A 22,762-nucleotide genomic window follows, 5' to 3' on the forward strand; every position below is an offset into this window, starting at 1 on the left:
AGAAGGAAGGAGGAACGAGCGAGGAAGGCGAGGGCCTGGGGCGGCGCACGTGTCGCACCGCCTGCCGGCGTCCCTGCGGGAGAGTCGACTGCCGCCCGTCTCGGGCGGGTCCTGCTACTGCCAGGTCATGTTGTCGGTCCCCGTGACCGGAGCGGCGTCCGTGGCCGTCGCCTCGGCGACGACCGACCCGGAGTCCGCCGTGGCGGCCGTGGCGGCGGTGCCGAGGAAGAGGGCGCCGAGGGCGACGACGGCGACCGCGGCGGTCTCGGCGATACGGGTACGCAGCATGACGAGGTTCCTTTTCCTGAGTGGGCGTGACGACTCCGGATCGCATCCCGCGGTGATGCCGCATCCGGTGGCCCGACCGGGTTTCCCCGGCGGCGAGTTCTAGCTTTCCTCCAGCTCAGGCCTGGGAGAAGAGCTTCGGTGTGGACGGAATCGGCCGTGGACGGATCAGTCCACGGCGGCCGGGCCGCCGCCGGCGAGCGCGTCGTAGACGGGGGCGAGGAGCGGTACGAACCCTTCCATGACCTCCCAGCCCCTCAGCTCGGGCCGGCTCGTCAGCATCCGCTGACAGGCGGTCAACGCCACCTTCTCCGCCTCCTCCAGGCCGTCGGCGAGCAGGTAGACGCCCAGGACCGGGTACACGCGCGTGGTGGCGTGGACGGCGACGTGCTCGACGTGGCCGGGAGCGGCCATCGCGCCCACCCAGGTGCCGATCTCCTCGGGAACGGAGGCACCCACGGGCCGGCGCATGTGGACGTGGACCAGATACATGTCACTCAGGCTTCCAGGGCCGGAGCCCGGTGGGGGGCCGGAAGCCTGGACGGTTCAGGACACGGCCGGAACCGTCCAGCGAATCCGCGCACCCTTTTTACTGCCTGGCGACTCTGGACGCGCACCTGACATCCTTCGGCCATTGGCTACCTGTCGAAGACATTCCGGGGGGGATGTGAACGATGCTCGTCGAACTGGGCCTGGACAGCACGGCCGAGGCTGTCTACCGGACCATGCTTGCCCGCCCTCAGCACGGTGTGCGCGCCCTCGCGCAGAGCCTGGACCTGCCCGAGGACAAGGTCCGCGAAGCCCTGGACACCCTCAGTGAACTGACGCTCGTCCGGCCCTCGTACGATTCCGGCAACCAGCTACGGGCCGTGCCGCCGGCCTTGGGCATGGAAGTCCTGATGGCACGTCAACAAGCCGAACTCGCCGCCCGTCAACAGCGTCTGGAGGCCTCCCGCGCGGCAGCGGCCCGCCTCATCGCCGACTACGCGACCCTGACGCCCACCGTCAGCGGACACGGGGTCGAAGAGCTCGTCGGCCTCGACCAGATCCGCGAACGCCTCGCCCTCCTCACCCGGGAGGTACGGGAGGAGGTGCTGGGGCTCAACACCGACGGCGCCCAGACCGCCGAAGCCATGGAAGCCTCCCGTCCGCTGGACCAGGAGCTCTTCGACCGAGGCGTCCGCATGCGCACGGTCTACCTCGACAGCGTCCGCAACGACGAACCGACCCTCGGATACGCGGACTGGCTCACCACCCGTGGCGCTCAGGTGCGCACGGCACCGATGCTGCCGACCCGGATGATCGTGATCGACCGCAAGACCGCGGTCATCCCGCTCGCCAGTCAGGACACCGCGGTCGGAGCCGTGGTGCTGACGAGCGACGGCATCGTCACGGCCCTCTGCGCGCTCTTCGAGACCATCTGGTCCACGGCCCAGCCTCTCGGCAGCGGCTCCGTGCATGACGAACACGGCCTCACGCCCCAGCAGAGCGCGACGCTCCAGCTCCTGGCCGCCGGCCACACGGACGACGCCATCGCCAAGCGTCTGGGAGTCTCCTCCCGCACGGCCCGGCGCATCGCCACCGACCTCATGGACCGCCTCGGCGCCCGCAGCCGCTTCGAAGCGGGCGCCCGCGCGGTCCAGGAGGGCTGGCTCCCGCACACGGCCTGACAGGCCCCGGACACAGACGAAGGCCCAGGTCAGCGACCTGGGCCTTCGGTCACGTCTCCTTGCGTTCCGCGGCCTGGTGGGTCTGTTCCGTGAGTACGGAGCGGGCGCGTTCCAGGAGGTCGCACAGGGCGGTGTGCTCGGCTGGTGTGAAGGCCGCCGAGAGGGCGCGCTCGAGCACGATCACCTCCTGGTAGGCGCGGTCGAGCAGGTCGCCGCCGGCTTCGGTGAGGGAGGCGATGAGGACCTTCGCGTGTACGGGGGAGTTCTCCCGCCTGATCAGTCCCTTGTTCTGCAGTCCGGTGAGCACCTGGGCCATGGTCTGCTGGGTGACGCCGCAGGCGCGTGCCAGCTGCGCCCCGGACAGGCCGCCGGGTTCCCTGGAGAGGGTCAGCAGCACCGTGTACTGGGTCATCGTCAGGCCGTAACCGCGCAGCACCGCCTCGTGGTGCGCCATCAACGCCTGCTCCGTGCGCCGGATGCGCGTGCACAGGTGCTCCTCGACGGGGATCTCCGCCACGCCGCTCACTCCCTACTCAGTTACCTGGCTTGACTCAGGTACCTGATACTCATAGCGTTCGAGTATCAGGATACTGATTCAACCCAGGGAGCGTATGGATGAAGGCCCTCGTGCTCGGCTCCGACGACCGACTCGCCCTCGCCACCACCGAGGTCCCGACGCCAGGCCCCGGCGAGGTGCTCATCCGCGTCCGGTACGCGGGCCTGCAGTGGGGTGACGTCCTCGCCGCCGGCGGCCACTTCCCGCTGCCGCGGCCCTTCGTCCCCGGCTTCGAAGCCGCCGGGAACGTGGTCGCCGTCGGCGAGGGCGTCGATGCCGCACGCATCGGCCGGCCCGTCACTGCGCTCACCGCCTCCGGCGCCTTCGCCGAGTTCGTCACGGCCCCGGCCGTGCTCGCCTTCCCCGCCGAGGACCTTGATCTCCGCACCGCGGCAGCCTTCGGCTGGGCGACACCGACCGCGTACGACCTGATCAACAACGTCACCCGGGTCCGCGCCGGAGACCGCGTGCTCATCCACGCGGCGCTCGGAGGCGTCGGCTCGCTCGCCGCCCAGTTCGCCCGAGCCGCCGGCGCCGCCCGCGTCGTCGGCGTCGGTGGTGGCCCCGAACAGGCCGCCAGCGCGCCCGACTTCGGCTACGACCAGCTGATCCCTCGCACCGACTTCCCCGGCGCGCTCGCCGACGAGCAGTTCGACGTCATCCTCGACCCCGTCGGCGGCCCGGCCCGCCTGGCCCACCTCGACCGCCTCGCCCCGCACGGCCGCCTCGCCCTCTACGGCAACATGGCCACCTTCGAACCCGTACGGCTCGATGCCAACGACCTGCTCATGAACGGCACGTCCGTCCTGGCCTACAACAGCAACCTCCTCAGCCGGACCCATCCCGAACGCCTCGCCGCGTCCGCGACCGAGGCCCTCCGGCTGCTGGCCGACCGACAGGTCCACATCGACATCTCCGCCGCGTACGAACTCGCCGACGTCCCCACCGCCATCCGGCGCCTCGCGGCAGGAGGCACCCGAGGCAAGGCCGTCGTCCGCATCGGCTGACGCGATCTCCTGCCCAAAGCCGGTGCAAGGCGTCGGGACAGGGCCGGACAGCGACGAAGCCCAGGTCGCTGACCCGGGCTTTGCAAGAAGAGCGGAGGGCGGGACTCGAAGCCGCGCCATAAGCCTGGGAATCACTGACTCTCGGCCCGGAACCGATCGCCCGGAACCGATCGCCGATCGCCTGGAACCGCTTCAGTCGGCAGCGGGGCTGTCGGACTGCTGAGCCGCTGCGCGGCGGTACTCGGCGTTGATGCGCTGGGCTTCTTCGAGCTGGTCTTCCAGGACGATGATGCGGCAGGCGGCCTCGATGGGGGTTCCCTGGTCGACGAGTTCCCGGGCGCGGGCGGCGATGCGCAGCTGGTAGCGGGAGTAGCGGCGGTGGCCGCCCTCGGAGCGCAGCGGGGTGATCAGGCGTGCTTCTCCGATGGCACGGAGGAAGCCCTGGGTGGTGCCGATCATTTCGGCGGCCCGGCCCATCGTGTAGGCGGGGTAGTCGTCGTCGTCGAGACGGTCGTACGAGTCGTCTGCTGTCATTTGCACCTCTCTGCGGAACGCGTCGAGGGGCCCTGGTGCCGTACGGCACCAGGGCCCCGAAGGAACTACTACACCATCTGCCGGCCCTGATATCGCGCCGGCCTCCTGTGTCCGTCGCCCCGACCCGGCTGCTGTCGGGGGCGCGGGGATCGCGGTTGCCTGACCGGAGACCACCTCACTATCGATGTCCTGCGGTACCCGGGCTCAGAAGCTCACCCGGGCGATCCTGATGGCGTGGGTTCCTCCGTTCTTCCTCGGTGATCGACCACTTCTCACGGGGTCTCCGTACCGCGACCCCGGGTGCTGCCGGCCGGCAGTCCATCTCTGCCAGGCCTCATTGTCTCTCTGGGTTACGAGAAGAAATTTAGCTACGTCGGAGCCTGATGTCTACCTTCGCCGCGATAGATTTTGGGGTACGCCCGACAGCACTTCGCCCCGCCGGATGAACCGGCGGGGCGAAGACGAGGGGTGGGCGGGGTCAGGCCTCCGTCGGGGCGCCGAGCAGCGCGGAGGCGTGCCGGAGAGGGTCGGGGGCGCGGAGCGGTGCGGGCGCCCGGGGAAGGTCGCGGCAGGTGAAACCGAGCTTGGTCATGGCCAGGACGACCTCCCTGGCGGTGAAGTCGCGGCGGTCCTGTCGGGTGACGACCTGGCCGACCTGCTTGACGGGGTAGGCGCGACGGCCGATGATCACGGACTCGCCGGTGATCTCCTCGGGCGCGACGCCCTTCATGGAGTCCAGGACACCGCTCTTGGTGAGTTCGAAGGGGAAGCGGGCGATGACACAGCGCACGATGCCTCACAGGTGAGAGGAAGAGGTCGGTTTCCGCGAGGGCGCGGGGTTTCAGGCGAGAGTGAGGGCGGGCCCCGGGGTGCCCGGGCCGCCGGGCCGTTCGTCCACGACGCACGGGACGGGAAGCCGGACATGGTTCCCGGCGTGTCCGGCGAGCGGCGCCCCGTTGCCGGGCAGATCGCGCAGCCGGAGGCGGTCCGTATACGCGGGGCTTTCGCGGACGGCGGTGAGCTGGCCCGGGGTGACAAGCCCGGTGCACAGGCCGTCGTCGTCGCAGACGAGCAGGCGTCCGGCGCGGGCACCTGCCATGACGGCCAGGGCCACCTCGACGGTCATGTGGTCCCCGACCTGGAGTCCTCCCCTGTCCACGGTGTCGGTCAGCGTCCTGGCCGGCGGGAGGGCAGGGGCCGAACGGGGCTGAGTCTGGACCGGTGTCACAACGTGCCTCCTGAGGGGATGGGGCGGCTTCCGGATCACGTGGAGCTCAGGCCGCCGCGCCGGCGGAGCGCGGCGCGCCGGCGCGCCGCGCTGCCGAGGCGGGACGGCGTCGACCGCGGGAGGCCGCGTCCCGCGTGCGCTGCTCGCCGGGCGGCGCGGTGATCGTCACGGGGATGCCGGACGGGGTCCGCGCGCCGGTGATCCGGAAGAGTGCCTCCTCGCCCGAGCGGACCTGGGCGGTCTCGGGCACGATGCCGGCGCTCGCCATGAGGCGGGTCATGTCGCGGCGCTGATTGGCGGTGACCAGGGTGACGACGCTGCCGGACTCGCCCGCCCGGGCGGTACGGCCGCCGCGGTGGAGGTAGTCCTTGTGGTCGGTCGGCGGGTCCACGTTGACGACGAGGTCGAGGTGGTCGACGTGGATGCCGCGCGCGGCCACGTTCGTCGCGACCAGGACGGTGACGTGCCCGGACTTGAACCGGGAGAGGGTGCGGGTGCGTTGCGGCTGCGACTTCCCGCCGTGCAGGGCGGCGGCCCGGACGCCGCAGCCGAGGAGGTCCTCGGTGAGGCGGTCCACCGCGTGCTTGGTGTCCAGGAACATGATCACCCGGCCGTCGCGCGCCGCGATCTCGGTCGTCAGCCGGTGCTTGTCGGCACTGTGCACATGGAGGACGTGGTGCTTCATCGTGGTGACCGCGCCCTGGGAGGGGTCCACGGAGTGAACGACGGGATCGGTGAGGTAGCGGCGGACCAGGAGGTCGACGTTGCGGTCCAGCGTCGCGGAGAACAGCATCCGCTGGCCGTCGGGGCGGACTTGATCCAAAAGCGCCGTGACCTGCGGCATGAAGCCCATGTCGGTCATCTGGTCGGCCTCGTCCAGGACGGTGACCGAGACCCGGTCCAGTCGGCAGTCGCCGCGGTCGATGAGGTCCTTGAGGCGGCCGGGGGTGGCCACGAGGACGTCGACGCCCCCGCGTAGCGCGTTCGCCTGCCGGCGGATCGGCATGCCGCCGACGACGGTGGCCAGGCGCAGCCTCACGGCGCGGGCGTAGGGGGTGAGGGCGTCGGCGACCTGCTGCGCGAGTTCCCGGGTGGGGACCAGGACGAGCGCCAACGGCTGACGGGGCTCGGCCACTTGGCCCGCGGTGCGGGCAAGCAGGGCCAGACCGAAGGCGAGGGTCTTGCCGGAGCCGGTCCGGCCGCGGGCGAGTACGTCCCGGCCGGCCAGGGAGTTCGGCAGCGTCGCGCCCTGGATGGGGAACGGGACGGCCACGCTCTGCGCGGTGAGCGCGGCCAGGAGGCGCCGGTCCAGGGCCAGGTCGGTGAAGGACTCGACGGCGGGCAGGGCCGGGGTGACCGTCTTCGGCAGGGCGAACTCGCCCTGCGCCGGAACGGCGCGCCGGCCACCTCCGCTGAAGCGGCCCTGAGCTCCTGATCGGCTCGGAGCGGACGACCCGAAGCGGCTGCTCAGACCCGAACCGGCGGCGGAGCCGTACGCACGGCCGCCGTTGCCGCGGGTGCGGGAGGAACGGCCGTTCCTGCGTGTGGGGTTCATGGGAACCTTCCTTGATACGGCGCGTATCGAGGAATTCCGGCGCCGGATGAAATGCGTCGGAAATCACGGGCACGGGCCGAATGAAATGCGAACGGCGGACGCCTTGGCTCAGGGTGAGGAACCGGGGCGAGCGGCCGGGTGAAAGGGACGCGAGGGCGCGGATGCGTGCGAGAACCCTGCGAAATGCATGCAGCTGGGGCCCGCACCCCGAAGGATGCGGGCCCCAGCTACGTAAGACGCGTCGTGTCAGGCCGAAACGATGTTCTCGGCCGTCGGGCCCTTCTGGCCCTGCGCGATGTCGAAGGAGACCTTCTGGCCCTCCCGGAGCTCGCGGAAGCCCTGGGCGGCGATGTTCGAGAAGTGGGCGAACACGTCAGGGCCGCCACCGTCCTGCTCGATGAAGCCGAAACCCTTTTCCGCGTTGAACCACTTCACGGTGCCGACAGCCATGTCATATCTCCTTTGGGGCAGTACGCCGGAATCCGTACCCTACGGACGCCGTGTCGCCGCGATGATGCCCTGCCCGGAAAAATGACCGGAAATACAAAGCGCTTCCGTGCGGCACGCGGCCGGCGGGAGGCGCCTGAAGTTTTTTGGGTACCAAAACTGCAACTGATTTCGACAGTAGCACGTCGCCGCCGCCTGTGCGCGACGGACTTTTTCCCCTGCGTGGTGCCGATAAAAACTCTCCGAGCGGGAGCGGCTAAATCCTCATGCCGCGAACGCAGGTATCCGTTCACGCCGAATGAAGCGCTCCGGAATCAGGTGGTCGACCGGCTCGGGTGGTGTCGGCGCCGGGCTCGCCGGTCGTTGGGGCTGGACGGGTGGAGTCCGGACGTGGCTCCGGTGCCTTCGCCCCGGGCGGCGCGTCGCCGCGTTACACATGGGCTGCGCCTCGGCGCGGGGCGAGCCGGTGCCGTTCACGGCCCGGGATCCGACGACGGAGACGACGGAAGAGCACCATGGCAGAGCGCGACCCTCGCAACCGCACCGGCCGGAGCCCGCTACGTCGCGGGCTCGTCACCGCCGTGCTCGCGGCCGGCATGCTGACGGCCTCCACGGCACCCGGATACGGGACCGACGCGGCCGGTCCGGCACCCGGCCCGCAGTTCACGCCGTTGACGGCGGCGGTGATGACCGAACCGACGCCGTTCCGTGCCACGGACGGCAGGACGCACCTCTCGTACGAACTGCTCACCACCAACGCACTGCCGAGCAGCACGCGGGTACGCCTCGACCGCGTCGAGGTCCGGGACGCCCGCACCCACCTGGTGGTGGGCTCGCTGAGCGGCCAGGCGCTGGCGGATGCCGCCAACCCCGTGGGTGATCCCCTGCCGGGCGCGGACGGGTACACCCCGGCGCCCCCGGGGCCGACGCCGACCGTCATCCCGGGCTCCCAGGAGTGGGTCGTCTGGCTCGACCTGGCTCTCGACCGAGGTCAGCGGGTGCCCAAGGTCCTCGAACACCATCTGTCGGGTGCCGTCGTCACCGCCTCCGGTTCCTCCCCGTTCGAGGAGACGGTTCAGATCACCCCGACCGGCCGCACCGCGCCGCTGAACCTCAACCCGCCGGTCCGCCCCGGCACCTGGTACTCCAGCGAGTCGTGCTGCGGCAACACCCACCACCGGCGCGGCCTCGCCCCGATCAACGGTCGCTTCGACGTCCCGCAGCGCTTCGCGATCGACTGGTACAAGGTCGGCGAGCGGGGACAGACCTGGGAAGGCGACCCCGCGCGGCTCACCAGCTACCTGAGCTACCGGCAGCCGGTCGTCGCCGCGGCCGGCGGCAGAGTGGTGGAGGTCCAGGACGGCATCCCGGACAACACGCCGCCCGTCGCGCCGCCGGTCCCGCCGATCGAGGAGACCGTCGGCAACCACGTCACCCTGGAGGTCGCGCCGGGCCGCTATCTGCTCTACGCCCACCTGACGCCGGGCTCGCTCAGGGTCCGGCTAGGCGACCACGTCGAACCCGGCCGGGTCCTCGGCCTGATCGGCAACAGCGGCAACTCGACCACGCCGCACCTGCACTTCCAGGTGATGACCACCCCCGAGTTCTTCCCGACCGACAGCCCGCCGTTCACCTTCCGGGAGTTCCGCGTCGTGGGACAGGTCGACCCCCGCATCTGGGACGACAACCTGGGCCTCCAGCCGACCGGCATCCTGCCGATCACCCCCTCGCCGCACGAGGGCCCTCATCGCGCGCGGTACCCGCTCGACCGCGAGATCCTGGAGTTCTGACGGGCTCCCCGGTCGTGCCGACGGCCGAGGCAACGACAAACGCGGAAGCGCGGCGCCCCCTGGCCGTGCACGGCGATCAATCGTCCGCTGGGCCTTCCGTTTCCTGGAGTCTTTCGGCGATGTCATCGGCCCACTCCTGAGCCCATCGGCGCAGCTCGAAGGTCTGGTGCTCGTCGAGTCCGTACGCGGCGAACTCGGTGTCATCGATCCAGTCCGCGCCGGCGAGCCGGGCCTGGAGCTCGCAGAGGTCAAAGGCGTCGCGGGCGTGGCGGCGGCCGAGTTCTTCGAGCTCGGGGTGGCTCCATCGGTCTGCGGCCGCCCGGACGTCGATCAGGTCACGCGCCAGGCCGCGGTCTGCCAGTGCACGGACCTTCGTGCCCACCACGTCCTCCAGGGAAAGCACCAAGCCGTGCTGAGTCCTCACGGGCGGACGCCAGAGTGCTTCCTTGAGGACGTCGACTTCGCACTCCTCACCGGTGGTGGTGTCGGTGACGATCAGCCGCGCGGACAGCGGGTCGGTTTCCAACGCTCGCACGTGCCAGCCGCGTTGCTCCAGCCCCACGCGCACGGCGGTGGCGATCTTCTCCATCGGCTCGGGGTTCTCGGTGGCGACATCGAGGTCCTTGCTGAGCCGGTCGACCAGTCCGTGCGCCTGGACGGCGTAGCCACCCGTGAGCACGAGCGGGTAGACCTCACCCACGGCGAGGACATCCGCGAGGAGTCGCCGGTGCAGTTCCGTGAGATTCACGCAGCGGCCCGGGCGTCAGGGGGCAGTTCGTCGAAGGCACTCTCCCAGACGTCACGGATGTCCCGGCTGATCAGTGTGCGCAGGACAGGCCACATGGCGACGAGCAATTCCCGGTTCAGGTAGCGGACCAGGTCGTCGCGCTGCCCTTCGGCCAGGACGATCCGGTAACAGCTCATCCGCAATCGAGGCTGGTCGAGGTCGAAGCGGGACAGGCCGGACCACGCGAGATGGAGCGGAAGGTCGACGTGACCGTGGGCAGGGCCGCCGAGCTCCGAGAGCTTGGCGGGAAGCCGCCTGGCGAATCTGGTGCGGCGGAGCTCGGGGACACTGGGCGTGGCTGCCATGCCTTGATTATTCCGCAGGAGGGCGAGGCGGCTGGCGATTCCCGAACTGGTAACACCTGGCGGGGTTCGTGCCCTCCCTGCCTGCGGGCCGGATCGTGAGGGCCGTGTAGGCGAACCATGCGGCGATCGCGTGGAGGGGCACCAGCGGGACCGCCATGACCCACCGCAGACAGCCGTCGTCACCGGCCGCCCCGGCGACGTCGGGCCGCTTCGTCGAGGTTCCTGGTGAAGGCCCGTCCGGGACTCCTCCACGACGGCTCGCTGCTGCTCAGGCGGCGCACGAGCAGCCGGCAGCTACCTTCGCCTGCTCCGGAGTCTGCTCCGGGTCGACAGCGTGATCCTCGGGCGCGCAGCAGGCCGTGGTGCCGCAGCAGGCGTCCGCGGTGGTCTCGGCAGCCTTGGTGAGGGTGCCGGCATCGGCCTTGACCACGTAGACCTCCCAGGGCTCCTTGCCCGGGCCGGTGACCCAGACCTTGTCCTGGAGGGCGTAGCAGCACGCGGTGTCGTTCTCCTCGAAGGTGGTCAGTCCGGCGTCCTTCAGGCGTGTGGTGGCCGCGGTGACCTGGTCGGTGCTCTCGACCTCCACGCCCAGGTGGTCGAGCCGGGTGTCCTCGCCTGCCTCGCCCTCGATGAGGACGAGCTTGAGCGGGGGCTCGATCACGGCGAAGTTGGCGTATCCGGGGCGACGCTTGGCGGGTTCGACGCCGAACAGCTTCGAGTAGAACGCGACGGAGCCTTCGAGGTCGGCGACGCGGAGGGCCAGCTGAACGCGGGACATGGCGGGCTCCTGTTGATTCGATGGATATCGATACAGCTTGGTGAGGTCGACGTTGCCACTGGATTAGATGGCTGTCAACATAGACGCATGTCGAAATCAGGGTTGCTGGTGATCGGGGAGGACGGCCAGGTGGCGTGCTGCTCGCCGATGGTCCGTGAACCACTGGGCGAGGAAGACGCGGTCGACCTGGCCAAGATGTTCAAGGCCCTGTCCGACCCGATCCGGCTTCGCCTGCTCTCGCTGATCGCCTCGCACGAGGGGGGAGAAGCCTGCGTGTGCGACCTGACCGGGCCGTTCGACGTGTCTCAGCCGACGATCTCCCACCATCTGAAGGTGCTGAGGGAGGCCGGTCTGGTGGGCTCGGAGCGTCGCGGAACCTGGGTCTACTACTGGGTAGTGCCCGCCGCCCTGGCCCGGCTTTCCTCGCTCCTCCAGACGCCGGCCGAAGCCGTACCGGCCGGAGTGGTCGGATGACGCCGTCCCTCGGGCGCCGCGTCCTGGCGGAGCTGATCGGTACCGCAGCCCTCGTCGCGATCGTGGTCGGCTCCGGCATCCAGGCCACCGAGCTGACCCACGACGTGGCACTCCAGTTGCTCGCCAACTCGCTGGCCACGGTCTTCGGCCTCGGCGTGCTCATCGCTGCGCTCGGACCCGTCTCCGGGGCCCACTTCAACCCGGCCGTGACGCTGGCCGTGTGGTGGACCGGACGCCGTGACAGGGGCGGCATGGACCTGCGCGCGGTAGGGGCGTACGTGCCCGCGCAGATCGCCGGCGGCATCATCGGTGCGGTCCTGGCGAACGCGATGTTCGCAGAACCCCTCGTCCGGCTCTCCACCCACGACCGGTCCGCCGGTCATCTGTGGCTCGGCGAAGTCGTCGCCACCACCGGCTTGGTCATCCTGGTGCTCGCCTTGGGACGCACGGCCCAGCAGCGTCTCGGCCCGGTCCTCGTCGCGTCGTACATCGGCGCGGCCTACTGGTTCACCTCGTCCACCAGCTTCGCCAACCCGGCCGTGACCATCGCGCGGACCTTCTCGGACACCTTCGCGGGGATCGCCCCGGCCTCCGTACCGCCCTTCGTCGTCGCCCAGCTCGTCGGCGCCGGTGTCGGCGTCGCCCTGGTGGTCGCCCTCTTCGGCCGTTCCGCGCCCACGCCCGAGGCGGCGCCCGCCTCGACCGGCGAACCCGGACTCGCCACCGCCGGCCGCTGAACCACCCCCGACCCAGGAAGTCCACCCGTGACCACTGCCGAAATCCCGTCCGTCCTGTTCGTCTGCGTCCACAACGCGGGCCGGTCCCAGATGGCCGCCGCCTTCCTCACCCACCTCGGCGGCGACCGGGTCGAGGTCCGGTCCGCCGGTTCCGCCCCCGCCGACACGGTGAACCCGGCCGTCGTCGCGGCCATGTCGGAAGTCGGCGTCGACATCTCGGCCGAGACGCCGAAGGTCCTCACCACCGAAGCCGTGCGGGCGTCCGACGTGGTCGTCACCATGGGCTGCGGTGACGCCTGCCCGTACTTCCCCGGCAAGCGCTACCTCGACTGGAAGCTGGACGACCCGGCCGGCCAGGGCGTGGACGCCGTCCGCCCGATCCGCGACGCCATCGAGCAGCGCATCCGCGGCCTGCTGGCCGAACTCGGGATCGAGCCGCGCCCGTGAACACCACCGCACGCATCGTCACCATGCGGCCCGAACAAGCAGAACAGATCTTGGAGATCTATCAGCTCGGAATCGACACCGGGCACGCCACCTTCGAGACCCGCGCGCCCACGTGGGCGGAGTTCGACTCCTCTCGCCTGCCGGAACACCGCTTCGTCGCGTTGGACCAGGCGGGCGCTGTGGTCGGCTGGACCGCTGTCGTTCCTGTCTCCGATCGCTGCGCCTATGCGGGCGTCGTCGAGCACTCGGTCTACGTCCACCCTTCCGCGCAAGGCCAAGGAGTCGGTCTTCACCTCCTTGAAGCCCTCCTCGCCTCCACAGATGCTGCCGGCATCTGGACGGTCCAGTCGGGAGTCTTCCCGGAGAATACGGCGAGCCTGTGCCTTCACCGGCGAGCTGGGTTTCGTACGGTCGGAACGCGCGAACGCCTGGGTCGTCATCACGGAACCTGGCGAGACGTCGTCCTGATCGAGCGCCGGAGCCCGGTCGTGAGCTAGAGGGGCCCATGATTCGTTGGCACTTCCGGTGTGCCTGGAGTCACCGAGAGGCGGGATGGGAGTTCCCTGCCAGCCAACACAAAAGCCCCAGGTCGCTGAACTGGGGCTTTGCTATGGAGCGGATGACGGGAATCGAACCCGCGCTATAAGCTTGGGAATCACCGATCTTTGAGCCTTCTGTAGGCCGCTGACCTGCGTATACGGGTGCCATGTCGAACTTTCCTGCTCCCCATGGCACCCGTCGTTGATCGCCGTTTACCGCTCGGTCTGGCACGTGAGTGGCACGGCCATTGCGACTGCTGCGGCGGGCACACGTGATGAACCGCCGCAGCAACTGCATTACTTCTTCTTGTGCTTGGTCGCGTCCACCAACGTCCACGACTGCCCTGCCTTGGGCGTCGGCGGAAGCGGCTTGCCCTTGACGGCCGTGATCTCCGTCTTGCTGCCCGGGGTCTTGTACTGACCGGACTTCGGCGCCGGCGTTCCCGGCTTGGCCTTGTCTGCCATGTTCCTCACCTCGATTCCGAGCTGGACCATGGCCAGAACCCCCCCTTGGCGATGACGCCGGTAGGGGCTGTAAGGTCGAGGTGCGTTCCCAAGCGCTCTTCGACCCCGGTTCCGGGCATGTGTCGACCTCAACTCGGCACCTCCGAGCCGGGGTCTTGTCGTGCTCAAAAAGAAGCGTACACGCCACCACTGACAGTCCGTGGGTTCTGGCACTAGCCATGGGGTAATGCCGCTCTACCGCCCACTAGATGTAGTGGATTGATGGGGTGTTGAGCCGGCCGTCGTCCGTGTGCCTCGCCCACCACTCACCCCCAACTCCCATCCCGTCTGCCGTCGGCCCACACACCGTGGAGCCGGCGCCGTGGCCGCTCGGCTTGTCCTGGGTCGACGGCAGGCGGGATGGGAGTTCCCCACCGCCACACCCCACCGGCCGGCACCCGCGCACGGTCCCCTCGCCATCCCGGAGCCTGAGGTCTCCGCCGGAGGCATGTCGGTGACAGATGGAACCGCGGGCCGTCGGTGCTCGACTCATGCCCTTGGGCCTATCCCGTCTTGCAGGGGCGGGCGTCGGCGCAGCGCGCGCGGAGCGGGCCGGAGGCAGGAGCGTCGCGCGGAGCGGAGCCGGGAAGCCCGCCCGGCGGAGCGGAGCGCAGCCGGGTGCCTTGAACCTGGAGCGGCAGCGGGAAGTGGCGGCCGGGATCGACGCCCGAGTGCGGGCGCTCCGCGCCAAGGCTTCTGGCACGGATCTGGCACGCGAGCCCTAGACAGGTCTGGACAACACAAGAGCCCCAGGTCGCTGACCTGGGGCTTTGCTATGGAGCGGATGACGGGAATCGAACCCGCGCTATAAGCTTGGGAAGCTCATGTTCTACCATTAAACTACATCCGCGCAGCCCATCGAAGATCGATGCGGCATCGTTGCACACTGTACCCCATCCCGCATCCGGGGCGCATCGCGTTCCTCCGGAGTGCCGTTCGCGGGTGGCTGGTGGCGATCCCCTAATGTGGCTGTCTCGTCCACCACTTGTCGGGGAAGGGACTTGATGGGTTCGATGGAGCGCACCGTCGTCCGTTGTGCCGAAGGGCACGTTTTCAGCACCGCTTCGTTCCCGTTGCAGCAACTCGGTGCCGGGCGGATCGGGCCAGGGCGGCTCATTCGGTGTCCGCGGTGTGCGCGGTTGAGGCAGGCCGTGCCCGTGGAGCTCGAGCGGCGCTGACGAGGGCGGTCAGGTGCGGGGCGCGAAGGTCTTCCCGATGTGAGGAGCTTCGCGCCCTCTGCGTATCGTGGGAGCGTGCTTCTCTCAGACAAGGACATCCGGGCCGAGATCGACGCCGGACGGGTGCGCATCGACCCGTACGACGAATCCATGGTGCAGCCCTCGAGCATCGACGTGCGGCTTGACCGCTTCTTCCGGGTGTTCGAGAACCACCGCTACCCCCACATCGACCCCGCCGTCGAGCAGCACGACCTGACGCGCGAGGTCGAGCCGGAGGGCGACGAGGCGTTCATCCTGCACCCGGGCGAGTTCGTGCTCGCCTCGACCTACGAGGTCATCACGCTGCCGGACGACATCGCCTCCCGCCTCGAGGGGAAGAGCTCGCTCGGGCGGCTCGGCCTCGTCACCCACTCGACCGCCGGGTTCATCGATCCCGGTTTCTCGGGGCACGTGACCCTGGAGCTGTCCAATCTCGCGACCCTGCCGATCAAGCTCTGGCCCGGTATGAAGATCGGCCAGCTGTGCATGTTCCGGCTGAGCTCGCCGGCCGAGCACCCGTACGGGAGCGAGCGCTACGGCTCCCGCTACCAGGGCCAGCGGGGCCCGACGGCCTCCCGCTCGTACATGAACTTCCATCGGACCCAGGTGTGAGGCGGTAGCCGGCATGAGTGAAGTACGCGAGAACCTGACGTACGAGGGCTTCGGGCGCGCCGTCCGCGAGCTCGCCCAGACCATCGCCGACGACGGCTACGAGCCGGACATCGTGCTCTCCATCGCCCGCGGCGGCGTCTTCGTCGCCGGCGGCCTGGCCTACGCCCTGGACTGCAAGAACATCCACCTCGTGAACGTGGAGTTCTACACCGGCGTGGGCACGACGCTGGAGATGCCGGTCATGCTGGCCCCGGTGCCGAACGCGATCGACTTCTCCGACAAGAAGGTGCTGATCGCCGACGACGTCGCCGACACCGGCAAGACCCTCAAGCTGGTGCACGACTTCTGCGTCGACCACGTCGCCGAGGTCCGCTCCGCCGTCGTCTACGAGAAGTCGCACTCGCTCGTGAAGTGCGAGTACGTGTGGAAGAAGACCGACGACTGGATCAACTTCCCCTGGTCGGTCGAGCCGCCCGTCGTCCGCCGCGAGGGCCAGGTCCTCGACGCCTGACCCGCACGCGCACCCGCACCCGTACGCGTACGCAGAAGGGGCCCCCACCGCGCTCGGTGGGGGCCCTTCGTCGTACGTACGCCGTACGGACGCGTCCGTACGCGCTACAGCGTGCCGAGCTTGATCAGGCTCAGCAGCGCCACCAGCTGGATCGCCGACGCGCCCAGCGCCTTCGGCCAGGGCAGGTCGTGCGAGCGGCTCACCATCGTCGTGAACAGCGCGCCCGCGGCCAGCCAGGTCAGCCAGCCGACGACCTGGACCAGGCCGTTCTCGCCGCCCAGGAAGAGCGCGAAGACGAGGCGCGGGGCGTCCGTGATGGACATGATCAGCATGGAGAGGCCGACGGTGGGCTGCCAGGAGCCGTCGCCGCCGAGCTGGCGCGCCAGGGTGTGGGTGACCGCGCCGAGGATCAGTCCGCCGACGACGAAGCCGAGGCCGGTGAGCAGGACGTACGGCACGACCGCCGACAGCGTCGCGTTGATGGCCTCCTCGCGCGCCTGGTCGAAGCCGAAGATGGCGAGCAGCCCGTAGAGGAAGGTGACGATCAGCGCGGGGCCCCACACGGCGTGGTCGCGCATCCGCAGGAACGTGTCCGCCGGGCGCAGCACGATGCCGCTCAGGAGGCCCTTCCAGGGCAGCCGCGGGCCGGTCGGTACGGGAGCCGCGCCCGCCTGGTAGGTGGCGCCGTCGCCGTACGGGTCGTCGTGGACGCTGAAGACCTGGGTGTGGCCCGGGTTGTTCGCGGCGTAGTGCTGCTGCGGGTGCGGCGCCTGCGGGGCGTACGGGTCGCCGAAGTACTCCGGCTCGCCGTGCGCCTGCTGTTGCTGCCGAGACCACTGCTGCTGCGGATGCTGCTGCTGCGGGTACGCCGGCGGGGGCGCGTTGTACCCGTACGGCGCCTGCTGCTGCGGTCGTTGCTGCGGGGGGCCGCCGGCCCGGCCGCGTCCGTTCCTGAATCCAGCCACCTCATGAACGTACCCGGTCCGGCGGCGGGCTCGCGCCCGTGCGGCGGAGTGCGGCAGATCTGTGACATCCCCTAGGGCTTCCACCAGGGCCTCCACTAGGGGTTTCACGGTCGCGGGAGAGGCGGGTGAGCGCGAAGGGCCGCCCCGCGTCACGCGGGGCGGCCCTTCGGCACGTACGGGCGGTGCTTACGCGGCCGGCTCCGGCTCCGGCTCGTCGGCCGGCTCCGGGGCCTCCGGCTCCACCGGCGTCTTGACCGAGTCGAGCAGCAACTGCGCCACGTCCACGACCTGCAGGCTCTCCTTCGCCTTGCCGTCGTTCTTCTTGCCGTTCACGGAGTCCGTGAGCATGACGAGGCAGAACGGGCAGGCGGTGGAGACGATGTCGGGGTTGAGGGACAGCGCCTCGTCCACGCGCTCGGTGTTGATGCGCTTGCCGATCCGCTCCTCCATCCACATCCGCGCGCCGCCGGCGCCGCAGCAGAAGCCGCGCTCCTTGTGGCGGTGCATCTCCTGCTGGCGCAGGCCCGGGACGGCCGACATGATCTCGCGCGGCGGCGTGTAGACCTTGTTGTGGCGGCCCAGGTAGCACGGGTCGTGGTAGGTGATGAGGCCGTCGACCGGCGTCACCGGGATCAGCTTGCCCTCGTCGATGAGGTGCTGGAGCAGCTGGGTGTGGTGGATGACCTCGTAGTCGCCGCCGAGCTGCGGGTACTCGTTGGCGATGGTGTTGAAGCAGTGCGGGCAGGTCGAGACGATCTTCTTGGCCGACTTCGGCTTCTTCGTCGACTCGTCCTCGTCGTCCTCACCGAACGCCATGTTCAGCATCGCGACGTTCTCCTGGCCGAGCTGCTGGAACAGCGGCTCGTTGCCGAGGCGCCGCGGCGAGTCACCGGTGCACTTCTCCTCGCCGCCCATGATCGCGAACTTGACGCCCGCGATGTGCAGCAGCTCGGCGAAGGCCTTGGTGGTCTTCTTCGCGCGGTCCTCGAGGGCGCCGGCGCAGCCGACCCAGTAGAGGTAGTCGACCTCGGTGAGGTCCTCGACGTCCTTGCCGACGATCGGGACCTCGAAGTCGACCTCCTTGGTCCACTCGACGCGCTGCTTCTTGGCCAGGCCCCAGGGGTTGCCCTTCTTCTCCAGGTTCTTCAGCATCGTGCCGGCCTCGCTGGGGAAGGCGGACTCGATCATGACCTGGTAGCGGCGCATGTCGACGATGTGGTCGATGTGCTCGATGTCGACCGGGCACTGCTCGACGCAGGCGCCGCAGGTGGTGCAGGACCACAGGACGTCCGGGTCGATGACGCCGTTCTCCTCGGCGGTGCCGATCAGCGGGCGCTCGGCCTCGGCCAGGGCGGCGGCCGGGACGTCCTTCAGCTGCTCCTCGGTGGCCTTCTCCTCGCCCTCCATGGTCTTGCCGCCGCCCGCGAGCAGGTACGGCGCCTTGGCGTGGGCGTGGTCGCGCAGCGACATGATGAGGAGCTTCGGCGAGAGCGGCTTGCCGGTGTTCCAGGCGGGGCACTGGGACTGGCAGCGACCGCACTCGGTGCAGGTCGAGAAGTCGAGGATGCCCTTCCAGGAGAACTGCTCGACCTGGGAGACGCCGTAGACGTCGTCCTCGCCCGGGTCCTCGAAGTCGATCGGCTTGCCGCCGGAGGTCATCGGCTGCAGCGGGCCGAGGGCGGTGGAGCCGTCGGCGTTGCGCTTGAACCAGATGTTGGGGAAGCCGAGGAAGCGGTGCCAGGCCACACCCATGTTGGTGTTGAGCGAGACCGTGATCATCCAGGTGAAGGACGTGATGATCTTGAGCGCCGCGAAGAAGTACGTGAGGTTCTGGATCGTGCTCGTGTCGGCGCCGTCGAGCAGCGCGATCAGCGGGTACGAGGCGAAGAAGCCCGGCTCCCAGCCGGTCACGTGGTGCTGGACGCCCTCGAGCGCGCGCAGCGTCATGATGCAGACGCCGACGATCAGGATGACGGCCTCGACGAAGTAGGCCTGGCCCGTCTTGGAGCCCGCGAAGCGCGACTTGCGGCCGGCCTGGGTCGGCTTGCTGAGCTGCCGGATCACGATGAGCGTGACGATGCCGAGCACGGTCATCAGGCCGAGGAACTCGGTGAAGATCTCGTACGGCAGCCAGTCGCCGATGATCGGGATCAGCCAGTCGGCCTGGAAGAGCTGGCCGAAGGCGTTGACGATGGTGAGCAGCAGCGAGAAGAAGCCGACCGCCACGAACCAGTGCGCCACGCCGACGACGCCCCAGCGGTTCATCCGGGTGTGGCCGAGGAACTCCTTGACCAGCGTGATCGTGCGCTGCTTGGGGTCGCCGGTGCGCGTGCCCGCGGGGACCGGCTGACCGAGCCGCACGAAGCGGTAGATCTGCGCAGTGGCGCGGCCGAACAGCGCGACGGCTACCACCGTGATGACGATCGATACGACGATCGCGGCGAGTTGCATGAGGGGCTCCTCGGGCGGGGCCAGGCGGGCCTACTAAGCGGTAACTTATTCAGTCCGTGCCGAGATTACCCGTTGCGGCCGCCGCACTGTAGCGGAGCTCACGGTGATCTGTGTCGCTCAGGCAACCCTTGCCGGGCGAGCCGGCGTCCGGCCTGCCGCCGCACGGGTCGCCGAGTGACGTTTACGGACTGCTGGAAGCGTACGCGCCAGGATCGACAGATCCATGCCCAGCCAATGATGGTCCACATAGTGGAGGTCGAGCAGCTCGCGCTCCTCCCAGGGCAGCTCCGAACGGCCGCTGATCTGCCACGGGCCGGTCATTCCCGGCCGTACGGACAGCCGTCGGCGCCCGTCCCCGGTGGACTCCCGGTGTCCGGGCGCCAGCGGGCACGGCCCGACCAGTGACATCTCGCCGCGTACGACGTGGAGCAGCTGCGGCAGCGCGGCCAGCGGGCTCTTCGTGCGGAAGGACAGCATCGTGAAGGTGCGGCCGCCGCGGCCCGCGACCGGCCGGCGGCGCAGCGCGCCGCGCGCGCTGCCGCTGCCGAGCGTGAGGGACAGGGCGAGAGCGGCGATCAGCGGGGAGAGGACGACGAGCAGGAGCAGTCCGCCCGCCAGGTCGAACGCGCGCTTCGCCGTCATGCACCCCTGCCTTCCGGGCGAGCATCATGGGATATGTCCGGACTCTCTCATGAGATGGACCGCCGGAGCGGGGAACGACGCGCCCTTCAGGTGCGTTCTTTGAGTGAGGCGAAGCGCGAAGAGTTGAGTCGGGTCCACTCAGGTCTGTTGACTCTCACCCGGCCGTCGTGCATCCTTGAGTCAGTTCCACTCAAGTCAGTCAGCTGGAGGAATCGAAATGGCACGTGCGGTCGGCATCGACCTGGGCACGACTAACTCCGTCGTCAGCGTTCTGGAAGGCGGCGAGCCCACCGTCATCACCAACGCCGAGGGCGCCAGGACCACGCCGTCCGTCGTCGCCTTCGCGAAGAACGGCGAGGTGCTCGTCGGCGAGGTGGCCAAGCGTCAGGCCGTCACCAACGTCGACCGGACCATCCGGTCCGTGAAGCGCCACATGGGCACCGACTGGAAGATCGAGCTCGACGGGAAGAACTTCAACCCGCAGCAGATCTCCGCCTTCATCCTCCAGAAGCTGAAGCGCGACGCCGAGGCCTACCTGGGCGAGAAGGTGACCGACGCGGTCATCACCGTCCCGGCCTACTTCAACGACTCCGAGCGCCAGGCCACCAAGGAGGCCGGCGAGATCGCGGGCCTCAACGTCCTGCGCATCGTCAACGAGCCGACCGCCGCCGCCCTGGCGTACGGCCTCGACAAGGACGACCAGACGATCCTCGTCTTCGACCTCGGTGGCGGCACCTTCGACGTGTCCCTCCTGGAGATCGGCGACGGCGTCGTCGAGGTGAAGGCCACCAACGGTGACAACCACCTCGGTGGTGACGACTGGGACCAGCGCGTCGTCGACTACCTGGTGAAGCAGTTCGCCAACGGCCACGGCGTCGACCTGTCCAAGGACAAGATGGCCCTGCAGCGTCTGCGCGAGGCCGCCGAAAAGGCCAAGATCGAGCTCTCCTCCTCCACGGAGACCACGATCAACCTGCCCTACATCACGGCCTCCGCCGAGGGCCCGCTGCACCTGGACGAGAAGCTCACCCGCGCCCAGTTCCAGCAGCTGACCGCGGACCTCCTGGAGCGCTGCAAGACGCCGTTCCACAACGTCATCAAGGACGCGGGCATCGCCCTCTCCGAGATCGACCACGTCGTCCTCGTCGGCGGCTCGACCCGCATGCCGGCCGTCGCCGAGCTCGTCAAGGAGCTGACCGGCGGCAACGAGGCCAACAAGGGCGTGAACCCGGACGAGGTCGTCGCCATCGGCGCCGCCCTGCAGGCCGGTGTCCTCAAGGGCGAGGTCAAGGACGTCCTGCTCCTCGACGTCACCCCGCTGTCCCTCGGCATCGAGACCAAGGGCGGCATCATGACCAAGCTGATCGAGCGCAACACCACGATCCCCACCAAGCGGTCCGAGATCTTCACGACGGCCGAGGACAACCAGCCGTCCGTGCAGATCCAGGTCTACCAGGGCGAGCGCGAGATCGCGGCGTACAACAAGAAGCTCGGCATGTTCGAGCTGACCGGCCTCCCGCCGGCCCCGCGCGGCGTCCCGCAGATCGAGGTCGCCTTCGACATCGACGCCAACGGCATCATGCACGTGACCGCGAAGGACCTGGGCACGGGCAAGGAGCAGAAGATGACCGTCACCGGCGGCTCCTCGCTGCCGAAGGACGAGGTCGACCGGATGCGCCAGGAGGCCGAGCAGTACGCGGAGGAGGACCACCGCCGCCGCGAGGCCGCCGAGACCCGCAACCAGGGCGAGCAGCTCGTCTACCAGACCGAGAAGTTCCTCAAGGACAACGAGGACAAGGTCCCCGGTGACGTCAAGACCGAGGTCGAGGCCGCCGTCGCCGAGCTGAAGGAGAAGCTCAAGGGCGAGGACACCACCGAGATCCGCACCGCCACCGAGAAGGTCGCGGCCGTCTCCCAGAAGCTCGGCCAGGCGCTGTACGCCGACGCCCAGGGTGCCGCGGGCGCCGAGGGTGCCGCCGGTGCCGGCCAGGCCCAGGCCGACGACGACGTCGTCGACGCCGAGATCGTCGACGAGGACAAGCCGAAGGGTGGCGCTGCCTGATGTCGGAGGAGACCCCGGGCTTCGAGGAGAAGCCCGACGTCCCCGCCGACGGCACGCCCGAGGAGACCGAGGCCGCCGACTCCGCCGCGCAGGCGGAGGGAGCGGCCCCGGCCGGGGACGCTACGGACGTAGCCCTGCTGGCCCAGCTGGACCAGGCCCGTACCGCGCTCTCCGAGCGCACCGCGGACCTCCAGCGGCTGCAGGCCGAGTACCAGAACTACCGCCGCCGCGTGGAGCGGGACCGGGTCACGGTCAAGGAGATCGCCGTCGCGAGCCTCCTGACCGAGCTCCTGCCCGTGCTCGACGACATCGGCCGGGCCCGGGACCACGGCGAGCTCGTGGGCGGGTTCAAGTCGGTCGCCGAGTCGCTGGAGACCGTCGCCGCCAAGATGGGTCTGCAGCAGTTCGGCAAGGAGGGCGAGCCCTTCGACCCGACGATCCACGAGGCCCTGATGCACAGTTACGCGCCGGACGTCACCGAGACGACCTGCGTGGCGATCCTGCAGCCGGGGTACCGGATCGGCGAGCGGACCATCCGGCCCGCCCGCGTGGCCGTCGCCGAGCCCCAGCCGGGCGCGGCTCCGGCCGCCAAGGAAGAGAAGAAGGCCGACGAGGAGAGCGGTGCCCCCGAAGAGGGGTGACGCAGTGACCGTCCGGAA

Annotated in this window: 26 protein-coding genes and 1 tRNA gene; 11 read left to right on the forward strand and 16 right to left on the reverse strand. The window is 69.5% G+C overall.

Annotation, left to right across the window (positions count from 1 at the left end):
• Positions 1 to 114: 114 nt before the first annotated feature.
• Both ACIGO8_RS15045 and ACIGO8_RS15050 read right to left on the reverse strand, forming a co-directional pair.
• The gene (locus ACIGO8_RS15045) at positions 115 to 288 is read right to left on the reverse strand and encodes a hypothetical protein (protein ID WP_399729431.1); all 174 of its coding nucleotides are present in this window, start codon (positions 286 to 288) and stop codon (positions 115 to 117) included.
• A gap of 165 nt (positions 289 to 453) precedes the next feature.
• Positions 454 to 777, reverse strand: coding sequence for a hypothetical protein (locus ACIGO8_RS15050; protein WP_399729433.1), 324 nt, complete (start codon positions 775 to 777; stop codon positions 454 to 456).
• Positions 778 to 959: 182 nt separating this feature from the next.
• On the opposite strand from ACIGO8_RS15050, the gene ACIGO8_RS15055 reads away from it, so the two are divergent.
• Complete coding sequence (locus ACIGO8_RS15055; protein ID WP_399729436.1) at positions 960 to 1,955, forward strand: LuxR C-terminal-related transcriptional regulator; 996 nt, start codon at positions 960 to 962, stop codon at positions 1,953 to 1,955.
• 49 nt (positions 1,956 to 2,004) lie between these two features.
• On the opposite strand, the gene ACIGO8_RS15060 is transcribed toward ACIGO8_RS15055, so the two are convergent.
• Positions 2,005 to 2,472: a MarR family winged helix-turn-helix transcriptional regulator gene (locus ACIGO8_RS15060; RefSeq protein ID WP_399729439.1), complete on the reverse strand. Its 468-nt coding sequence runs from the start codon at positions 2,470 to 2,472 to the stop codon at positions 2,005 to 2,007.
• A gap of 98 nt (positions 2,473 to 2,570) precedes the next feature.
• On the opposite strand from ACIGO8_RS15060, the gene ACIGO8_RS15065 reads away from it, so the two are divergent.
• Positions 2,571 to 3,518 (forward strand): zinc-binding alcohol dehydrogenase family protein, encoded by a 948-nt coding sequence (locus ACIGO8_RS15065; RefSeq protein ID WP_399729442.1) that lies wholly within the window; start codon positions 2,571 to 2,573, stop codon positions 3,516 to 3,518.
• Between the two features lie 192 nt (positions 3,519 to 3,710).
• Here ACIGO8_RS15065 and ACIGO8_RS15070 read toward each other — a convergent pair whose 3' ends face one another.
• From ACIGO8_RS15070 to ACIGO8_RS15090, 5 genes are all read right to left on the reverse strand, one after another.
• Complete coding sequence (locus ACIGO8_RS15070; RefSeq protein WP_399729444.1) at positions 3,711 to 4,052, reverse strand: MerR family transcriptional regulator; 342 nt, start codon at positions 4,050 to 4,052, stop codon at positions 3,711 to 3,713.
• 478 nt (positions 4,053 to 4,530) lie between these two features.
• On the reverse strand, positions 4,531 to 4,842 hold the full coding sequence (locus tag ACIGO8_RS15075; protein ID WP_399729447.1) for an SCO5918 family protein: 312 nt from the start codon (positions 4,840 to 4,842) through the stop codon (positions 4,531 to 4,533).
• Between the two features lie 51 nt (positions 4,843 to 4,893).
• Positions 4,894 to 5,211 (reverse strand): CBS domain-containing protein, encoded by a 318-nt coding sequence (locus ACIGO8_RS15080; protein WP_399729449.1) that lies wholly within the window; start codon positions 5,209 to 5,211, stop codon positions 4,894 to 4,896.
• A gap of 115 nt (positions 5,212 to 5,326) precedes the next feature.
• A complete protein-coding gene (locus tag ACIGO8_RS15085; RefSeq protein ID WP_399729451.1) occupies positions 5,327 to 6,835 on the reverse strand; it encodes a DEAD/DEAH box helicase in 1,509 nt (502 codons plus the stop codon).
• Positions 6,836 to 7,081: 246 nt separating this feature from the next.
• Positions 7,082 to 7,285, reverse strand: a complete 204-nt coding sequence (locus tag ACIGO8_RS15090) for a cold-shock protein (protein WP_399729453.1) — start codon at positions 7,283 to 7,285, stop codon at positions 7,082 to 7,084.
• Positions 7,286 to 7,797: 512 nt separating this feature from the next.
• On the opposite strand from ACIGO8_RS15090, the gene ACIGO8_RS15095 reads away from it, so the two are divergent.
• Complete coding sequence (locus ACIGO8_RS15095) at positions 7,798 to 9,072, forward strand: M23 family metallopeptidase (protein ID WP_399729456.1); 1,275 nt, start codon at positions 7,798 to 7,800, stop codon at positions 9,070 to 9,072.
• A gap of 76 nt (positions 9,073 to 9,148) precedes the next feature.
• Here ACIGO8_RS15095 and ACIGO8_RS15100 read toward each other — a convergent pair whose 3' ends face one another.
• From ACIGO8_RS15100 to ACIGO8_RS15110, 3 genes are all read right to left on the reverse strand, one after another.
• Positions 9,149 to 9,820 carry a nucleotidyl transferase AbiEii/AbiGii toxin family protein gene (locus tag ACIGO8_RS15100; RefSeq protein WP_399729459.1) on the reverse strand — a complete coding sequence of 224 codons (672 nt, stop codon included), beginning with the start codon at positions 9,818 to 9,820 and terminating at the stop codon, positions 9,149 to 9,151.
• On the reverse strand, positions 9,817 to 10,164 hold the full coding sequence (locus tag ACIGO8_RS15105) for a transcriptional regulator (protein ID WP_399729461.1): 348 nt from the start codon (positions 10,162 to 10,164) through the stop codon (positions 9,817 to 9,819). Before ACIGO8_RS15105 ends, ACIGO8_RS15100 begins: the two co-directional genes overlap by 4 nt.
• Positions 10,165 to 10,432: 268 nt before the next feature.
• Positions 10,433 to 10,942 carry an ArsI/CadI family heavy metal resistance metalloenzyme gene (locus ACIGO8_RS15110; protein ID WP_399729464.1) on the reverse strand — a complete coding sequence of 170 codons (510 nt, stop codon included), beginning with the start codon at positions 10,940 to 10,942 and terminating at the stop codon, positions 10,433 to 10,435.
• Between the two features lie 87 nt (positions 10,943 to 11,029).
• Between ACIGO8_RS15110 and ACIGO8_RS15115 the strand changes: the two genes are divergently transcribed.
• Genes ACIGO8_RS15115 through ACIGO8_RS15130 form a run of 4 tightly spaced genes read left to right on the forward strand, consistent with a single transcriptional unit; the run spans position 11,030 to position 13,097 of the window.
• Positions 11,030 to 11,416 (forward strand): ArsR/SmtB family transcription factor, encoded by a 387-nt coding sequence (locus tag ACIGO8_RS15115; protein ID WP_399729467.1) that lies wholly within the window; start codon positions 11,030 to 11,032, stop codon positions 11,414 to 11,416.
• A complete protein-coding gene (locus ACIGO8_RS15120) occupies positions 11,413 to 12,153 on the forward strand; it encodes an aquaporin (RefSeq protein WP_399729470.1) in 741 nt (246 codons plus the stop codon). The genes ACIGO8_RS15115 and ACIGO8_RS15120 overlap by 4 nt, the downstream gene beginning before the upstream one ends.
• A gap of 27 nt (positions 12,154 to 12,180) precedes the next feature.
• Positions 12,181 to 12,600, forward strand: coding sequence for an arsenate reductase ArsC (locus tag ACIGO8_RS15125; RefSeq protein WP_399729473.1), 420 nt, complete (start codon positions 12,181 to 12,183; stop codon positions 12,598 to 12,600).
• A 23-nt stretch (positions 12,601 to 12,623) separates the two neighbouring features.
• Positions 12,624 to 13,097: a GNAT family N-acetyltransferase gene (locus ACIGO8_RS15130; RefSeq protein WP_399730074.1), complete on the forward strand. Its 474-nt coding sequence runs from the start codon at positions 12,624 to 12,626 to the stop codon at positions 13,095 to 13,097.
• Between the two features lie 339 nt (positions 13,098 to 13,436).
• Here the strand turns inward: ACIGO8_RS15130 and ACIGO8_RS15135 are convergent, their stop codons facing one another.
• Positions 13,437 to 13,604 carry a hypothetical protein gene (locus ACIGO8_RS15135; RefSeq protein WP_399729476.1) on the reverse strand — a complete coding sequence of 56 codons (168 nt, stop codon included), beginning with the start codon at positions 13,602 to 13,604 and terminating at the stop codon, positions 13,437 to 13,439.
• An 815-nt stretch (positions 13,605 to 14,419) separates the two neighbouring features.
• Positions 14,420 to 14,493, reverse strand: a tRNA-Gly gene (locus tag ACIGO8_RS15140).
• Positions 14,494 to 14,896: 403 nt separating this feature from the next.
• Here ACIGO8_RS15140 and dcd point away from each other — a divergent pair.
• Both dcd and ACIGO8_RS15150 read left to right on the forward strand, forming a co-directional pair.
• Positions 14,897 to 15,472: a dCTP deaminase gene (gene dcd / locus ACIGO8_RS15145; RefSeq protein WP_399729480.1), complete on the forward strand. Its 576-nt coding sequence runs from the start codon at positions 14,897 to 14,899 to the stop codon at positions 15,470 to 15,472.
• Positions 15,473 to 15,485: 13 nt separating this feature from the next.
• Positions 15,486 to 15,983, forward strand: coding sequence for a phosphoribosyltransferase (locus ACIGO8_RS15150; RefSeq protein WP_352077073.1), 498 nt, complete (start codon positions 15,486 to 15,488; stop codon positions 15,981 to 15,983).
• A 104-nt stretch (positions 15,984 to 16,087) separates the two neighbouring features.
• On the opposite strand, the gene ACIGO8_RS15155 is transcribed toward ACIGO8_RS15150, so the two are convergent.
• The 3 genes from ACIGO8_RS15155 to ACIGO8_RS15165 form a co-directional block, all read right to left on the reverse strand.
• On the reverse strand, positions 16,088 to 16,948 hold the full coding sequence (locus ACIGO8_RS15155; RefSeq protein WP_399729484.1) for a Yip1 family protein: 861 nt from the start codon (positions 16,946 to 16,948) through the stop codon (positions 16,088 to 16,090).
• Between the two features lie 186 nt (positions 16,949 to 17,134).
• Positions 17,135 to 19,399 (reverse strand): (Fe-S)-binding protein, encoded by a 2,265-nt coding sequence (locus tag ACIGO8_RS15160; protein ID WP_399729487.1) that lies wholly within the window; start codon positions 19,397 to 19,399, stop codon positions 17,135 to 17,137.
• A gap of 117 nt (positions 19,400 to 19,516) precedes the next feature.
• The gene (locus ACIGO8_RS15165) at positions 19,517 to 20,041 is read right to left on the reverse strand and encodes a sugar transferase (protein ID WP_399729490.1); all 525 of its coding nucleotides are present in this window, start codon (positions 20,039 to 20,041) and stop codon (positions 19,517 to 19,519) included.
• Positions 20,042 to 20,258: 217 nt separating this feature from the next.
• On the opposite strand from ACIGO8_RS15165, the gene dnaK reads away from it, so the two are divergent.
• Positions 20,259 to 22,103 carry a molecular chaperone DnaK gene (dnaK, locus tag ACIGO8_RS15170; protein ID WP_399729493.1) on the forward strand — a complete coding sequence of 615 codons (1,845 nt, stop codon included), beginning with the start codon at positions 20,259 to 20,261 and terminating at the stop codon, positions 22,101 to 22,103.
• The gene (grpE, locus tag ACIGO8_RS15175; RefSeq protein ID WP_399729495.1) at positions 22,103 to 22,744 is read left to right on the forward strand and encodes a nucleotide exchange factor GrpE; all 642 of its coding nucleotides are present in this window, start codon (positions 22,103 to 22,105) and stop codon (positions 22,742 to 22,744) included. Before dnaK ends, grpE begins: the two co-directional genes overlap by 1 nt.
• Positions 22,745 to 22,762: the final 18 nt, after the last annotated feature.

The sequence above is a fragment of the Streptomyces sp. NPDC053493 genome, from assembly GCF_044544825.1.
Lineage (GTDB): Bacteria > Actinomycetota > Actinomycetes > Streptomycetales > Streptomycetaceae > Streptomyces.

What these genes read in the sequence shown, in the direction of transcription:
- ACIGO8_RS15165 (WP_399729490.1), bottom strand. Translation starts at nt 20,041, where the DNA reads ATGACGGCGAAGCGCGCGTTCGACCTGGCGGGCGGACTGCTCCTGCTC.
- ACIGO8_RS15130 (WP_399730074.1), top strand. Translation starts at nt 12,624, where the DNA reads ATGCGGCCCGAACAAGCAGAACAGATCTTGGAGATCTATCAGCTCGGA.
- ACIGO8_RS15115 (WP_399729467.1), top strand. Translation starts at nt 11,030, where the DNA reads ATGTCGAAATCAGGGTTGCTGGTGATCGGGGAGGACGGCCAGGTGGCG.
- ACIGO8_RS15070 (WP_399729444.1), bottom strand. Translation starts at nt 4,052, where the DNA reads ATGACAGCAGACGACTCGTACGACCGTCTCGACGACGACGACTACCCC.
- ACIGO8_RS15110 (WP_399729464.1), bottom strand. Translation starts at nt 10,942, where the DNA reads ATGTCCCGCGTTCAGCTGGCCCTCCGCGTCGCCGACCTCGAAGGCTCC.
- ACIGO8_RS15090 (WP_399729453.1), bottom strand. Translation starts at nt 7,285, where the DNA reads ATGGCTGTCGGCACCGTGAAGTGGTTCAACGCGGAAAAGGGTTTCGGC.
- dnaK (WP_399729493.1), top strand. Translation starts at nt 20,259, where the DNA reads ATGGCACGTGCGGTCGGCATCGACCTGGGCACGACTAACTCCGTCGTC.
- ACIGO8_RS15160 (WP_399729487.1), bottom strand. Translation starts at nt 19,399, where the DNA reads ATGCAACTCGCCGCGATCGTCGTATCGATCGTCATCACGGTGGTAGCC.
- ACIGO8_RS15105 (WP_399729461.1), bottom strand. Translation starts at nt 10,164, where the DNA reads ATGGCAGCCACGCCCAGTGTCCCCGAGCTCCGCCGCACCAGATTCGCC.
- ACIGO8_RS15095 (WP_399729456.1), top strand. Translation starts at nt 7,798, where the DNA reads ATGGCAGAGCGCGACCCTCGCAACCGCACCGGCCGGAGCCCGCTACGT.
- ACIGO8_RS15135 (WP_399729476.1), bottom strand. Translation starts at nt 13,604, where the DNA reads ATGGCAGACAAGGCCAAGCCGGGAACGCCGGCGCCGAAGTCCGGTCAG.
- ACIGO8_RS15055 (WP_399729436.1), top strand. Translation starts at nt 960, where the DNA reads ATGCTCGTCGAACTGGGCCTGGACAGCACGGCCGAGGCTGTCTACCGG.
- ACIGO8_RS15045 (WP_399729431.1), bottom strand. Translation starts at nt 288, where the DNA reads ATGCTGCGTACCCGTATCGCCGAGACCGCCGCGGTCGCCGTCGTCGCC.
- ACIGO8_RS15085 (WP_399729451.1), bottom strand. Translation starts at nt 6,835, where the DNA reads ATGAACCCCACACGCAGGAACGGCCGTTCCTCCCGCACCCGCGGCAAC.
- ACIGO8_RS15150 (WP_352077073.1), top strand. Translation starts at nt 15,486, where the DNA reads ATGAGTGAAGTACGCGAGAACCTGACGTACGAGGGCTTCGGGCGCGCC.
- grpE (WP_399729495.1), top strand. Translation starts at nt 22,103, where the DNA reads ATGTCGGAGGAGACCCCGGGCTTCGAGGAGAAGCCCGACGTCCCCGCC.
- ACIGO8_RS15065 (WP_399729442.1), top strand. Translation starts at nt 2,571, where the DNA reads ATGAAGGCCCTCGTGCTCGGCTCCGACGACCGACTCGCCCTCGCCACC.
- ACIGO8_RS15120 (WP_399729470.1), top strand. Translation starts at nt 11,413, where the DNA reads ATGACGCCGTCCCTCGGGCGCCGCGTCCTGGCGGAGCTGATCGGTACC.
- ACIGO8_RS15050 (WP_399729433.1), bottom strand. Translation starts at nt 777, where the DNA reads ATGTATCTGGTCCACGTCCACATGCGCCGGCCCGTGGGTGCCTCCGTT.